Source organism: Chloroflexota bacterium (assembly GCA_020850535.1).
Taxonomy (GTDB): Bacteria; Chloroflexota; UBA6077; order UBA6077; family JACCZL01; genus JADZEM01.
Map to the genome: position 1 here is coordinate 1 of JADZEM010000017.1, position 13,701 is coordinate 13,701.

Below are 13,701 nucleotides of genomic sequence, written 5' to 3' on the forward strand. Positions count from 1 at the left end.
CACCGGCACCGTCGCGACGGTCAACGTCTCCGGCGCGCAGGCTGGCACGACCTTCACGATGACCGCCTCTGGCACGACGGGCGTCACGATGACGGCCTCCATCGGCGGCTCGACGGTCTCGCAGACGGTCCTGCTCTCGGCGATGACGGCGTCTGGCTCGCAGACGCTGAACTTCAACACCCTCGGCGTCAGCATCAACCTGAACGGTGGCGGCGCGAACGGTACGGTCGCCAACCTCGTGAGCTCGCTCACGGGGGCGACGGACGACACCATCGTCACCAACGCGGCCTCGGCGGCGGCGGCCTTCCAGGTCGGCGCGAACGCCAACCAGACCGTCTCGGTCTCGATCGACAGCTCGCTGACGACGGCCACCAACGCGGGTGCGACGGGCGCCTTCGGCGCGGGCGGCGGCTTCGCCAACCTGAGCATCGCGGTCACGACGTTCGCCTCGTCCTCGAACACGACGAACGCCCAGGCCCTGATCCAGTCGCTCGACGATGCCATCGCCGACGTGTCGGCCAACCGGTCGGCCCTCGGCGCGGTCCAGAACCGCCTCGAGCACACCATCGAGAACCTGGCGACGATGAGCGAGAACCTGACGGCATCCGAGAGCCGCATCCGCGACGCGGACATGGCTGCCGAGATGGTGCAGTTCACGCGGAACAACATCCTCTCGCAGGCGGGCACCTCGATCTTGGCGCAGGCCAACCAGCTCCCGCAGGGCGTGCTGTCCCTGCTCCGCTAGCAGCGCCGCGCGGCTGGCCCCCTGTGGGCCAGCCGCTCTCACTCACAAGGCGTCCCTGCCGGTGCGGGGGCGCCTTGTTTGTGTGGGTCGTGGAACTCTTGGTGAACGCATGCGACTCGCAATTGTCATCCTGAGCGCAGCGAAGGACCTCACCCGCTGACCGTCAACCCTCACCTCATCCGCCGACCGCCAACTCTTGCGCCACCCGCTGACCGTTGACTCTCGCGTCAGCGGGTGAGGTCCTTCGCTGCGCTCAGGATGACAATTGGAAGTCGCATGCGTTCACTGGCATATTCGTACTGCTGACCGTCAAGGCTCGCGTCAGCGGGTGAGGTGCTTCGCTGCGCTCAGCATGACCATTGCAGGTTGCGTGCTTTTCGCCAACATCTATGACCTATGACCTATGACCTATGACCTATGACCTACGACCCATGACCCATGACCCTCGACCTTGCCTAGCCAGGGGGCGTTCCGGCCGGCGCGCCCGGCCCGAGTGACACATCCGGGTCGCGCGGCAGCGTCACCACCATCCGCAGGCCGCCGTCCTCCGGCAGCTCCGCGCGGATCGTGCCGCCGTGCCGCTCCACGATCTCCCGCGAGATGTACAGCCCGAGGCCCATGCCGCTGGCCTGCCCGTCCACCATCGACGGATCGCCGTGCGCCTGGAAGTAGCGGTCGAAGATGCGCTCGCGGTCTTCCGGCGGGACGCCTGCGCCGTGGTCCCGCACGACGAGCGTCACGGTTGAGGCCACACACGTCACGCTGACCTCGATCTGGGTGCTGGGCGGGCTGTACTTGACGGCGTTGTCCAGCAGGTTGGTGAACACCTGCTCCAGCCGCAGCGGATCGGCCACCAGCCCGGCCTCGTCTGGCCCGGTGCAGACGATGATGCGCTCGGGTGCACGCACCCGCGCCGCCTCGATGACGATCTGCACGAGATCCATCAGGTTGATGAAGCGCGGCTCAAGTGCTGTACGGTCGGTGGTGCCGCGCGCCACTTCGAGCAGGTTGGCCACGAGCGCCGAGAGCCGTGCAGACTGGCGGTGGATCGTCTCAAGGGTCCGGCGGGCCATGACCGGGTCCAGGCTGCCTCGGTTGCTGATGGCGCGCACACCCAGCTCGGCGAACCCGCGCAGGCTGGTCACCGGCGTCTTCAGCTCGTGCGCGGCGACGGCCAGGAACTCGTCGCGGGCGCGGACGGCGGCCTCGGCGGCGGCGCGCGCCTCGTGTTCGGCGGCGTACAGGCGCGCGTTCTCGATAGCCAGGGCCGCCCGCAGCGCAAGCTCCTGGGCCAACGCCAGATCGTCCGTGCCGAACCGCCGGCCGCCGCGCCCCAGCACGCAGCCAAGCGTCCCGATCGTCTGGCCGCGCACCGAGAGCGGCACCACCATCATCGACCGCACCCCGAGCCACTCCAGCGTGCGGCGCTGCTCCGGATCGGGGGCCAGCTCGAGCAGATGGCGTGGCGTCACCACGGACATCAGCAACGGTGCGCCGGTGGCAGCGGCCTGCTGGATCTCGGCGGAGGCGGCGGGCGGCTGTCGCTGGAGGGCGCTCACCAGCGCGTTGCGGGCAGGATCGGCGTGGAGCACGACGACGTGCTGCAACTGCCGCTCGGCGTCGTACATGTCCACCGAGCACCAATCGGCCAGCTCGGCCACGACGATCTGCGCCAACGCTTCGACGATGGCCGCCTCGTCCAGCGACCGTGTCAGCTCGTTGCTGGCTGAAGCCAGAATGCGAAAGCGCGACTCTGCACGCTCGCGCTCGGCGGTCCGTGCCAGCAGGCGGGCCTGCATATCTCCAAACGCCTGGGCAAGCACCCGCACCTCGAAGACGGGGCTGCGCGGCACGATGGTGGTTGGAATGCCCGTCGCAAGGCCCTGCGCCGCGCGGGCCAGCGCGGCCAGCGGAGCAGCCAGCCGTCGAGCCAGCACGACTCCCACCGTGGCCGACACCAGGAACGCGCCCACCAGCACCGCGAAGGTCAGCTCCCGCGCGAACCAGACGTAGGCCAGCGCCGACGACACCGGCTGCTCGACGACGACCGACCAGTCCGTGCCGGCGACCCGCGCGACGCCGGCCAGGTACTCGGCGCTTCCGCGCGAGAAGCGGAGCGTGCCGGCGCCAAACCCCAGCTCGGCCAGCGCGTCGGCGTCTGGCGATCCGGCCCGTCCAGCAGGATCCGGCGGCAGCGGCAGCCCCGCGACGGCGATCCGCCGCCCTGCGCCATCCAGCACGACCGTCGAGATGCGGGCATCGGAGACGCCGCGCAGCAGCCGCGCCCCCAGCCACCGGCGGTCCAGCTCTCCCACCGCCACGCCTTCGAGTGCGCCGCCATCCTGGCGGATCGGCACGGCCAGCACGATGGCCGGCGGATCGTCCGGTGTCAGGAAGACGGCGGGCGGCGCCAGGCCCGAGGGCATGCGCTGCAACGCAAGCCGCGCCATGACCGGCAAACGATCCGCGGCGCGCGCGCCGGGCCGCCCCAGCATCACCAGCGGCTGGCCGCTCGCCGTGAACGTCCCCAGCGAGGCGAACCCCGGCGCGACCTCGCCGATATCGCCCAGGTCACCCAGCAGGTCGGTGCGGCCGGCCGTGCTCCTGGCCAGCACCACCGGGTGCTCGGCCACCAGGGTCAGCCCGACCAGGTGCTGATTGACCGCGCCGCCGATATCCGCGGCGAGCCCGCTTGCGAGCGCCTGCTGCAGGACGAGCTGCTGCTCGGCGGTGGCGCGCTCCTCCCAGCCCGTGGCGACCGTTGCCACGAAGAGGAGCGGAAACGCAGCGGCGGAGGCCATAGCCAGGGCCAGCCGGACGCGCAACGAGGTGGTATCGATCCGGTTGGCGTGGCGGGCGAGGCGTGGCCCGAGCACCAGCAGCGCGCCAGTGCCGCCGTACAGCAGAATGCCAGTCCAGATCCGGTTCGGGAGCGAGCTGCCGAGCATCCAGGCGAGGTAGGCCGCGCCAAGCCCAAGCTGCGCCGCCACCCGCGCCGCCCGCTGCCGCGTCACGCGCAGGCGCGTCGCCAGCACGCCGACGCCGCCCAGCAAGAACGCCACCCCATGCCAGCCGACCGTCGCCCGGAGCGGATCGTAGAAGGCGCCGAAGCTGCCCACCGAGACGGTCAGCAGCAGGATGCCGTTGAGCGCCGCTGCCACAGCCGCTGTCAGGACGAAGAGATCGATGCTGTCTTCACGGGGGGAGCTCGACGGGTCGCACCACGCGCTGAGCAGCGTTGCCAGGGCGAACGTGGAGTAGACCACGACGCCCGTCCAGCCCCCGGTGATGAGAAAGCTGACGGCGAGAATCAGCAGCGAGCCGGCCACGGCTGCGCCGGCTGCAACGGCCAGCGGCCCACGCGCACCGACTGTGGACGCAGCGACGAGCGCCGCGCCCGCCAGGAAGCTGATGACACCCACATGCGGCACCCAGCCGAAGATCGGGGCGAAGGTCGGGCCGCCGAGCTGGTGCGGTGCGACGAGCATCAGGCCGCCGACCAGGCCGCAGAAGATCCCCATTGCCCAGCGCAACAGGGTTGGTCTGATCCGCCGGCGCAGCCGTGCGATCACCGTTGTACCGCTCTCCCCAGTCTGAGCCGCCGCCGTCCGACCAACCACCGCAGGATAGTGCCGTAGATGTCGCGAGGGATGATAGCGCGCTGCCCTGTAGCGGCTCTGAGTCGTCTCCGAGTCAAAGAGATGACTCGGCGCTCCGACGCCAGCGCTCCGACCGCGCCAGCGGGGACGCGCCGTCCGTCGAGGGGTGCTGGACGGGCAGCCACAGTGACGACACTGGAACGTGCAGCGTGGCGGGTGGCCCGCCGATCGGCCGGTACACTGCTTGCAGGCGACACTGACAGGAACCGCCCTGCGAGGTGACACGATGTGCGGACGGTACACACTGACCAGCCCGGAGGATATCGCGGCTCGGTTCGGGCTGGGGGCGCTCTCGGAGACGGGCATCGAGCCACACCTCGAGGCGCGCTACAACGTCGCGCCGAGCCAGGCCGTGCCGGCGATCGTCCAGCACGCGGACACCCGCGAGCTGACGACGATGCGCTGGGGCTTTCAGCCGGCCTGGATGCGCTCGGATGGGCAGCGCCCGCCGCCGATCAACGCCCGCGGCGAGAGCCTGCTGGAGCGCCCGATGTTCCGCGGCTCGGTGCCGCACAGCCGCTGCCTGATCCCGGCCGACGGCTTCTATGAGTGGCTGGCCGTGCCCGGCAGCAAGACGAAGCAGCCGGTCTACATCCACCTGAAGGGCGGCGAGCTGTTCGCCTTCGCCGGGCTGTACGTGCAGGGCACGAGCGATGTCGGGCAGACCTGCGTCATCGTCACGACAGCCGCCAACGACGTCCTCCGCCCCATCCACGAGCGGATGCCGGTCATCCTCGACCGCGCAGCCGAGGAGGGCTGGCTCGATCCCGACCTGGACGACCCCAACGCGGCGCTCTCCTATCTGCAGCCGGTCGCGCCGGACCAGTTCGAGTACCACCCGGTCTCGTCGCTGGTCTCCTCAGCGCGCAACCAGGGGCCGCGGTTGATCGAGCCGCTGGCCGGCGCACCGACCGGCGCCCCACGCCTGCTGTAATGGCCAGGCCCCGTAAGCGCGCCGCTCTCGGGATACGAGAACCCGTGTCAATCTGAGGCCAGTGGTCATGCCTCCAGCAGCAGCCGCGCCAGCCGGTTGAGCAGCAGCGTCGCCACGGGGTCCAGCCCGTAGCGGTCCTCGAAGCGGAAGGTCGTGGTCAGGAGCCGTCCCTGCCCCACCGTCCGCAGCGTCGCCAGCGAGCCGGCGTTCGCCAGCCAGCCCTCGAACCAGCCGGCCAGGTGGAGGTCACCCGGCTGGAACGCGCCGGCGTCGATGGCCTGCGATGGGAAGATGTCGGCCACCTCCCAGCCCAGCTCGGGCAGCAGGGGCGCCGGGGCCAGCAGATCTGTCCGCGCCCAGGCCGCGCCGGCCGCCATCCGCCAGCTTTCGCCCGGGCTGAGCACGTTGAAGCGCAGCCCGACGGCGTCCGCGCCCTCGGCGGAGGTGGACGCGACGAACAGCACCCGCCCGCCTCCGTGCAGGTACTCCAGCAGCGTGCTGTCCAGCCGATTCGTCACGGCCAGCGGCGCCGTTCGGTCGAAGCCACGCCCGATCTGAAAGCCCTGCCGCTCCAGCCGCTGCCGGAAGACCCGCTCGAGGGTGCTGCCGTTCGCCCGGAGGTCGCGCGCCAGCCCGTCCTCGCGTGCGGCAAACGCCAGCTCGGCCTCAGTGCGGGTGACGGTCCGCCCGTCCGCGACCAGCCCTATCCGCAGCCGTGCCGTGCGCGGCGCGCCGGCCGGGACGCGGAAGCGGATGACGGTCCGCTCGTCCACGGCGTGCGCCCAGACCTCGACGGGCTGCTCGCCAGTGATGGCCGCGTCCTCCGGGCTGCCGTCGAGCTGCCAGCGGATCGTCCCCGAGATCGGGGTGGCCGTCGTGTTCGAGACGGCCACGCGGACCGTTGCCGTCTCGCCGCGCCAGACGTTCGGGCGCTCGGCGGTGGCGATCACCGCCACGTCGCCGTTCACCTGGGCCAACTCCGCCAGCAACGGCTTCGGCCGCCGCCAGTAGTCGAGCCAGCCGTTCCCCTCCCACTCGATATCCGTGAACTCGGTGACCACATACCCCTGGATGGCCGGCCGGCGACGCATCTCCCCGATCTGCGCCTTGAGCGCGCGGACGGCTCGCCGCTGGAGATGGGCGATCAGCCCTTCGGTGGTCCCGAAGACAGCCTCCAGCCCGAGCGTCCGCCACCGCTCCTCGAAGCCGGCCACCGTCCGGATCCGGTCGACCAGCGGATCGCCGGGCGGGGGCGGCGGCAGGCCCTCGACACGGTTGTACCCCTGGTCGAAGTGGAACCAGGGCGGCGCCTGCCCGCCGGAGCGCGCGCGGGCGTCGGCCGGATCGGAGACGGCCCAGTTCCCGAACTCCGAGACCAGGATCGGCTCGCCGTTCGAGCGGAAGCCCTGCGCGAAGTTGTCGTCGGGATGGGCCAGGATGAAGTCGAGCCGCTCGCGGAACCGCCCGATGCGCTCTGGCGTGGCGTAGTACTCGTGATAATCGTTCAGGTCGGTGACGACGTGCGCCCAGCCGGAGTTGTCGCAGACCGGGCGCGTCGGATCGATCCGCTTGACCTCGGCGAAGAGGTCCGTCACCCACTGCTGCTTCTCGGCGTCGTCCCAGACGCCGGTGATGCCCCAGTCCTCGTTGTAGAGGCTCCAGATCACCACGCTCGGATGGTTGAAGTCGCGTTCGATCGTCGCCAGCAGGTCGCGGCGGACGCCCGCCCGCGCCGTCTCGTCGAAGCGGGCCGGGTTGGCCGGCTCGGCCCAGATCAGCAGGCCGAGCCGGTCGGCAGCGTCCAGATAGCGGGGGTCCTCGGGCTTGATGTGCTTCCGCAGCATGTTGAACCCGAGATCCTTCGCAAGACGGATCTCCCGCTCGATCTCCGCATCGCTCGGGGCGGTGTAGAGCGTGTCCGGCCAGTAGGCCTGGTCGAGCGCGCCGCGCAGGTAGAGCGGCTGGCCGTTCAGCAGCAGCGTGCCGTCTCGGACCTCGACCGTCCGCAGCCCGAAGCACTCCTCGACCGTGTCGAGGGCGTCGGCATGGGCGTCGGCATGGCGGGCTGTCGTTCTGTCGAGCGGCCCGAGCGTGGCCCGCACGGCGTACAGGTGCGGCCTGTCCGGCTCCCAGCGCCGCGGATCGGGAATGGCGATCTCGGCGCTGGCCGAGGCGGCGTCCGGCCCGACGAGCACCTGTGCCGAGGCAACGACGGCCCGCGCCGTCGCGACGACCGCGTCGCTGCCAGCCGCGCGAATCTCCAGGTTGACGGCGCGCGGCCCGCTCAGCCCCACCGCCGAGACGGTGACCCTGACCGTGCCCCGAATGCCGTCCGGCTCGCAGCGGACCGTGCCGATGCGCTCGGCCGGCCGCGCCACCAGCGAGACCGGCTGCCACGGACCGCTGATCGGCGTATACCAGCGACCGCCCTGCTTGCCGTGTGGGATGCTCCTCACGTCGGCCGGATCGAACACGCGCACGGCGACCACGTTCGGGCCGTCCCAGCGGAGCGCCGCCCCGACCTCGCACGCGAACGGCGTGTAGCCGCCCTCGTGCCCGCCGACGTGCGTGCCGTTCAGCCAGACCTCGGCGGCGTAGTCCACCGCCCCGAAGTGCAGCGCCACGGACGGTGTGGCCGCCGGGGCCGAACCCGCCTGCCACGCGGCCGGCGCGTCGAACGCCCGCCGATACCACACCACCCCGGCGTAGCCCCGCAGGGATGGATCGGCGGCCTGCCAGGGCAGCGGCACGGTCAGGCGGCGGTCGAACGGCGTCGTCGGGGCGAACCAGCCCTCCGAGACGCCGGCGTCGGTCGGATCGAGCCGGGCATCCCAGACGCCATCAAGCGAGATCGCAGCACGCACGGAGTGTGGCTCCTTTTGGGTTGAGTCTCACGAAGGGCTTGTGGGCGACACAGCGGCGGGTGAGGGGCCGAGATCTACGCCACCGTCAGCTTCAGGACCGTCGCCGAGTGGGCCGGGAACGTGTAGGTCTGGCAGGCGGCAGCGTCCAGGCTCCGCTCGCGGACCGTCACCGCGTCCGGCCGCTCGAAGGTGTTCAGCACCTCGGGCGCGTCGCCGTTGACCTCGTAGGCGACGCCGCCGGCGAGCTTGCCGCCATCTTGCAGCTCGATGCTGGCCGAGATCGCGTGGTCGCGGTCGCGGTTGACGACGCCGACGACCAGCGTCCGGCCATCCTCGTCCAGCGTGGCGGCCACGTCGAGCAGCGGGAACGGGCCAAGATCGGCCACGCGGTGCTCGCGCGGCGAGGTCTCGGCCTCGGGGCGCAGGTCGTACTGGGGGCAGTCCACGAACGGATCGAGCGCCAGATCGCGCATGTGCTCGCCGTACAGGCGCAGTGGGTGGTAGACCGTCTGGAGGAACATCGCCTGCTGGTTGGTGAACATCGCGCCGATGGCGTTCACGAGCTGGGCGAAGTTGGCGAGCTTGACGGTCTTGCACTGCCGGATGAAGACGTTCAGGTAGCTGGCGATGGCCAGGGCATCCGCGAGGTCGTACTGCTCCTCGATGCCGGTCTTGCGGTGGACGGGGCCGCGTGCGCGGTACCAGACGTTCCACTCGTCGTAGGCGACGTGGATCGGGTGGGTCAGCTTCTGGTCGTAGCGCGCCTTGTCGATCATCCCCTGGGTGATGGTCAGTGCGCGCTCGGCCTGCTTCGGCGCGAAGACGTTGGAGTAGTAGTCGGCGCTGCCGGTGTAGATGTGGATGCTGTGGTAGTCCACGTACCGGGCCAGCCCATCGACGACCTCGCGGTCCCAGTCGCTCAGGCCGTCCTTGCCGCAGGCGACCAGCTTGATGGACGGATCGGTCAGTCGCATGACCTTGGCGAACTCGCGGGCCTTCTTGACGTAGTCCTCGGCGGTCATCTGCCCGAGCTGCCACGGACCCCACAGCTCGTTGCCCAGGCCCCAGAACTTGACGTTGTACGGCTCCGCGTGGCCGTTCTTGCGCCGGAGGTTGGCCCAGTGGGTATCGGTGGCGCCGTTGCAGTACTCGACCCACGCCTGGGCCTCGTCGATGGAGCCGGTGCCGGCGTTGACGCAGATGTACGGCTCGGTCCTAAGCTCGCGGGCGTAGGCCAGGAACTCGTCGGTGCCGAAGCGGTTGGACTCCTCAGCGCCCCAGGCCAGGTCGACCTTTCGCGGGCGCTGATCGAGCGGCCCGACGCCGTCGAGCCAGTGGTAGCCGCTCACGAAGTTGCCGCCCGGCCAGCGCAGGTTCGGCATCCGGAGTGCTCGCGCGCCCTCCAGCACGTCGGTGCGGAAGCCGCGCCCGTCGCTCAGCGGCGAGCCTTCCTCGTAGATGCCGCCGTAGATGCAGCGGCCCAGGTGCTCGACAAAGCCGCCGTAGATGTGCCGGTCGATGGTCCCGATGCGGCGGTCCCGGTCGATCTTGATGCGCGCCATGCGTGCCCCCTGTGTGCTCGCGTGTGGCGGGAACCGTAGCACGATTGCCAGCATGCAGCGACTGCGCTCAGCACGCCCGTATCGGCCCGCCGGAGCATGCGGCATACTCCCAGGCGGACGCATTGGCTGCTGAGGATGGTAGGAGGGATCATGGTCGATCTCACGGCGCAGCCGTTCAACCTGGACGCTGAGGGCGTGGCCTGGGTCCAGCGCACCATCGAGACGATGACGCTCGACGAGCAGATCGGCCAGCTCTTCGTCAACCTGAACGTTTCGTTTGACCCGGCCTATCTCGACACCGTCCTGGACCGCTTCCACATCGGCGCGATCCGCTTCCGAGGCGCGGACTCGGCCACCGTGCAGGCGCACATCCGCTACGCCCAGCAGCGCTCGAAGATCCCCCTGCTGGTGGCGTCCAACCCCGAGATGGGCGGCTTCGGGAGCATCGACGACGGCACCCTGGTGACCACGCATCTCGGGGCGGGATCGCACCCCGACGCCGAGATCGCCCGCCAGATGGGCCGCGTGGCCGGCGCCGAGACGACCGCCCTCGGCTGCAACTGGGCCTTCGCGCCGATTGTCGATATCCACCGCAACTGGCGCAACACCGTGGTGGCGACGCGCTCCTTCGGGAACACGCCCGAGGTGGTGATCGAGCGGGCGACGGCCTTCTTCGACGGCATCAGCGAGTCGAACACAGCCTGCGCCATCAAGCACTTCCCCGGCGACGGCGTGGACGAGCGCGATCAGCACGTCGTCACGTCCTGGAACACGCTCGGGGTGGAGGCGTGGCACGCCACCTACGGCAAGGTCTACCGGGCGATGATCGCGCACGGCGTTCAGTCGATCATGGTCGGGCACATCGGCGCGCCGGAGCTGTCGCGCCACTTCCGGCCGGGTATTGCGGACCACGACATCATGCCGGGTACCCTCGCGCCCGAATTGCTGCAAGACCTCCTGCGCGGCGAGCTTGGCTTCAACGGCCTGATCCTGACCGACGCCTCGATCATGCTCGGGCTGACCTCGGCGATGCGCCGTCGCGAGGCCGTTCCGGCAACCATCGCGGCCGGCTGTGACATGTTCCTCTTCTTTCGCAACGCCGAGGAGGATTTCGGCTACATGCTCGACGGCTACCGGAACGGCGTCATCACCGAGGCGCGCCTGCACGAGGCGCTGGAGCGCATCCTCGGGCTGAAGGCGTCGCTCGGGCTGCACCGGACGCCGCGCGCGGCGCTCACGCCCCCACCCGAGGCGCTGTCCGTCGTCGGCTGCGAGGCGCACCGTGCGGTGGCCGCCAGCATCGCCGACAAGACCGTCACACTGGTCAAGGACACCCAGGGCAATCTGCCGCTGCGCCCGGAGACGCACCGCCGCATCCGTCTGTATGGCGTCACTGGCGAGCCAGACTTCACCGGGACGGACCAGACCGGCTACCTCCGTATCGCGCAGGAGGAGCTTGAACGGGCCGGCTTCGAGGTGCAGGCGTTCAAGACGGCCCAGCAGCGGATCGCCGAGGGCGAGACGGGGGTCACCTTCCACAGCATGGTGCAGAGCGAGGCGAACGCCGCCTACCCCGAGCGCTACGACGCGGCCATCATCTTCGCCAACGTCAAGGGATTCGCCCAGGAAGGCGTCATCCGCATCAAGTGGTCAACGGCGATGTCGCCCGAGATCCCCTGGTACGCCACCGAGGTGCCGACGGTGTTCGTGTCGCTCTCGTTGCCGAATCACCTGATCGACGTGCCGATGGTGAAGACGGTGATCCACGCCCACGTGCCGAGCCGCGAGGCGATCCGCGCGGTGGTGGAGAAGCTGCAGGGGCGGTCGCCGTTCCAGGGCACGTACAACGAGAACGTCTTCTGCGACTCGTTCGACACGCGCCGGTAGCGGCACTACGAGCGGCGCTACGGCAGCGACTGCACCAGCTCGATCCGCACCTCATCCGGCCCCTTGATGAACGCGATCCGCATGCTCGGACTGAAGTCCCACGGCTCGACCTCGATCTGCACCCCGCGCGACCGCAGCTCAGCCACCGTGGCGTCGATGTCGGCCACCTTCAGGCCAAAATGATCCGTCCCGAAGCGGCGCGCGCCGGCCTCGGCCAGCGTCTCGCCCTCGCGAGCCGGCCGCAGCAGCACCGGCGCCCCGCCGAGGCTGAGCGTCACGGAGGGAACCCCGCGCGACTCGCCGCGCCCGACCAGCGTCGCGCCGACGCCCTCGATGAACCAGTGCGCTGTAGCCTCCAGGTCGGAGCAGAAGACGTGGATGTGGTGAAACTCGTAGCCAGGTGCTGCGGACATACGCGACCTCCTCGTCCGTGCGTCGTCTGTATGGGGCCGTCTGTTGTGGAGGCGGCCCTGTGGCTTCTGTGGCTATCACGACGAGTCTGGCAGGCTGGTGCGTCCAGCCTGCCAGACCGCGGATGCGCCTGGGGAGGTTACTCTGCCGCCTCGCCCACGTCCCACTTCACCTCGCGAGAGCCGTCCGCGCCCTTGACCGAGGTGATCTCGACCTTCAGCAGCCGCCGGGTCCGCCGGTCGCCGCTGTAGTCCGCGCCCCGGTAACGGTGGCTCAGGCGGTTGATATGGTTGCCGCCCGGGTCCTCGGCCGCCTCGACGACTTTCCCATAGACCTGCGCCCAGCGCCAGAGGTTGGCGGGGTCCATGACGAAGAAGGTGACCTTGCCGCTCGCCTCCATGCGGTGCAGCCAGATGCGCGTCTTGTCGCCGTTCAGCCAGATGAGGCCGTCGTCGAACTCGTACCAAACGGGCGTCATCTCGGGCGCGCCCTTGTCGTTGATGGTGCAGAGGATGGCAGCCAGCTTCTCGCCAAAGAAGCCTTGCAGGCGCGGACCAATCGCAAGAGCCATGGTCAAGATCCCCCTTCAGTGTGCAGTGCGCGGCGTTCGGGGAGTTGAACCGTTGGGAGCGCTCCGACATTCCCGGCAATCGCCGCGTGCCGCGTGGCCAGGACCGGCTACCGCTCGAACGCCTCGGCCAGGGCCAGCACGCTGTCCGCCACGTGGGCCACCTCGACGCCGCTCGCGGCAAGGTCCGCCGGCGTGCTGACGCCCGTCCAGACCAGCAGCGCTGGCAGCCCCACCGCGTGCGCCGCCAGCACGTCCGTCTCGATGTTGTCCCCCACGAACAGGCACTCCTCGGGCGGGAACCCGACGCTCTCGACGGCCTCCGCCACAATCGTCGTGGACGGCTTCCCGACGATCACGTCTGGCGCGCGCCCGGCCGCCCGCTCGATGGCCGCCACGAACGCTCCGGCCCCCGGGATCGGCCCGTCCGCGCCGACGTACCGCCGGTCCGTGTTGACCGCCACGAAGCGCGCGCCGTTGAGCAGTGCCCGCATCGCCTGCTTCATCGCTTCAAGGTTGATCTCCGGGAAGTAGCCGGCCACCACGTACTCGGCCGTGTCCTCATCCGTCAGCCTCAGGCCGGCCTCTTCCAGCTCGTGGATCAGCCCGTCCGCGCCGAACGGAAAGACCGTGGCGTCGGGCTTCTCATGGGCGATGAACCGCGCAGTGGCCCGCAGCGCCGAGAAGACCTCGTCGTCATCCAGGGGCAGGCCGTGGCGTCGGAAGTTGGCCGCGACGACGTGATGGGCCATCCGCGAGTTGTTGGTGACGGCGCGGATCGCCTTGCCGTTGGCCTTGAGGGCCAGGAGTGCCTCGGTCGCCCCCTCGATGGTCGATCCTGGGCGCAACAGCGTGCCGTCGATGTCGAACAGGTAGGCGGAGTAGTCTGCAAGCGAGCGTGGCATGGCGCAAGGCTACACGGCATCGGGTTCGGGATGCTAGATTCTGGGTTTCAGGGTCAGGGCGATTGCCTGTTCATTGGTGTCCCCGAAGCATCATGGAACGGTCGGTCGGGGGTTGAAACCCCCGCCTACCGTCATTCAGTCGCTGCGTGACGGCCGCCGGGAACGG

General features: G+C 69.9%; 9 protein-coding genes. 3 read left to right on the top strand and 6 right to left on the bottom strand.

Annotation, left to right across the window (positions count from 1 at the left end; genetic code table 11):
* A partial coding sequence (locus IT306_03200) for a flagellin (protein ID MCC7367401.1) occupies positions 1 to 745 on the top strand: 745 nt, incomplete at its 5' end.
* A gap of 455 nt (positions 746 to 1,200) precedes the next feature.
* Here the strand turns inward: IT306_03200 and IT306_03205 are convergent.
* Positions 1,201 to 4,317 carry a GAF domain-containing protein gene (locus IT306_03205; GenBank protein ID MCC7367402.1) on the bottom strand — a complete coding sequence of 1,039 codons (3,117 nt, stop codon included), beginning with the start codon at positions 4,315 to 4,317 and terminating at the stop codon, positions 1,201 to 1,203.
* A 313-nt stretch (positions 4,318 to 4,630) separates the two neighbouring features.
* Here IT306_03205 and IT306_03210 point away from each other — a divergent pair, with 313 nt between their 5' ends.
* Positions 4,631 to 5,338 carry an SOS response-associated peptidase gene (locus tag IT306_03210; GenBank protein ID MCC7367403.1) on the top strand — a complete coding sequence of 236 codons (708 nt, stop codon included), beginning with the start codon at positions 4,631 to 4,633 and terminating at the stop codon, positions 5,336 to 5,338.
* 65 nt (positions 5,339 to 5,403) lie between these two features.
* On the opposite strand, the gene IT306_03215 is transcribed toward IT306_03210, so the two are convergent.
* Together IT306_03215 and IT306_03220 are read right to left on the bottom strand one after the other, a co-directional pair.
* A complete protein-coding gene (locus tag IT306_03215) occupies positions 5,404 to 8,202 on the bottom strand; it encodes a hypothetical protein (protein ID MCC7367404.1) in 2,799 nt (932 codons plus the stop codon).
* 74 nt (positions 8,203 to 8,276) lie between these two features.
* Positions 8,277 to 9,764 carry an alpha-N-arabinofuranosidase gene (locus IT306_03220; GenBank protein MCC7367405.1) on the bottom strand — a complete coding sequence of 496 codons (1,488 nt, stop codon included), beginning with the start codon at positions 9,762 to 9,764 and terminating at the stop codon, positions 8,277 to 8,279.
* Between the two features lie 150 nt (positions 9,765 to 9,914).
* Here IT306_03220 and IT306_03225 point away from each other — a divergent pair, with 150 nt between their 5' ends.
* Positions 9,915 to 11,651: a glycosyl hydrolase gene (locus tag IT306_03225; protein MCC7367406.1), complete on the top strand. Its 1,737-nt coding sequence runs from the start codon at positions 9,915 to 9,917 to the stop codon at positions 11,649 to 11,651.
* 17 nt (positions 11,652 to 11,668) lie between these two features.
* On the opposite strand, the gene IT306_03230 is transcribed toward IT306_03225, so the two are convergent.
* The 3 genes from IT306_03230 to IT306_03240 form a co-directional block, all read right to left on the bottom strand.
* Entirely contained in the window at positions 11,669 to 12,064 is a 396-nt protein-coding gene (locus IT306_03230; GenBank protein ID MCC7367407.1) for a VOC family protein, read from the bottom strand.
* Between the two features lie 137 nt (positions 12,065 to 12,201).
* A complete protein-coding gene (locus IT306_03235) occupies positions 12,202 to 12,633 on the bottom strand; it encodes a pyridoxamine 5'-phosphate oxidase family protein (protein ID MCC7367408.1) in 432 nt (143 codons plus the stop codon).
* Positions 12,634 to 12,740: 107 nt separating this feature from the next.
* Positions 12,741 to 13,535, bottom strand: a complete 795-nt coding sequence (locus IT306_03240) for an HAD-IIA family hydrolase (GenBank protein ID MCC7367409.1) — start codon at positions 13,533 to 13,535, stop codon at positions 12,741 to 12,743.
* Positions 13,536 to 13,701: the final 166 nt, after the last annotated feature.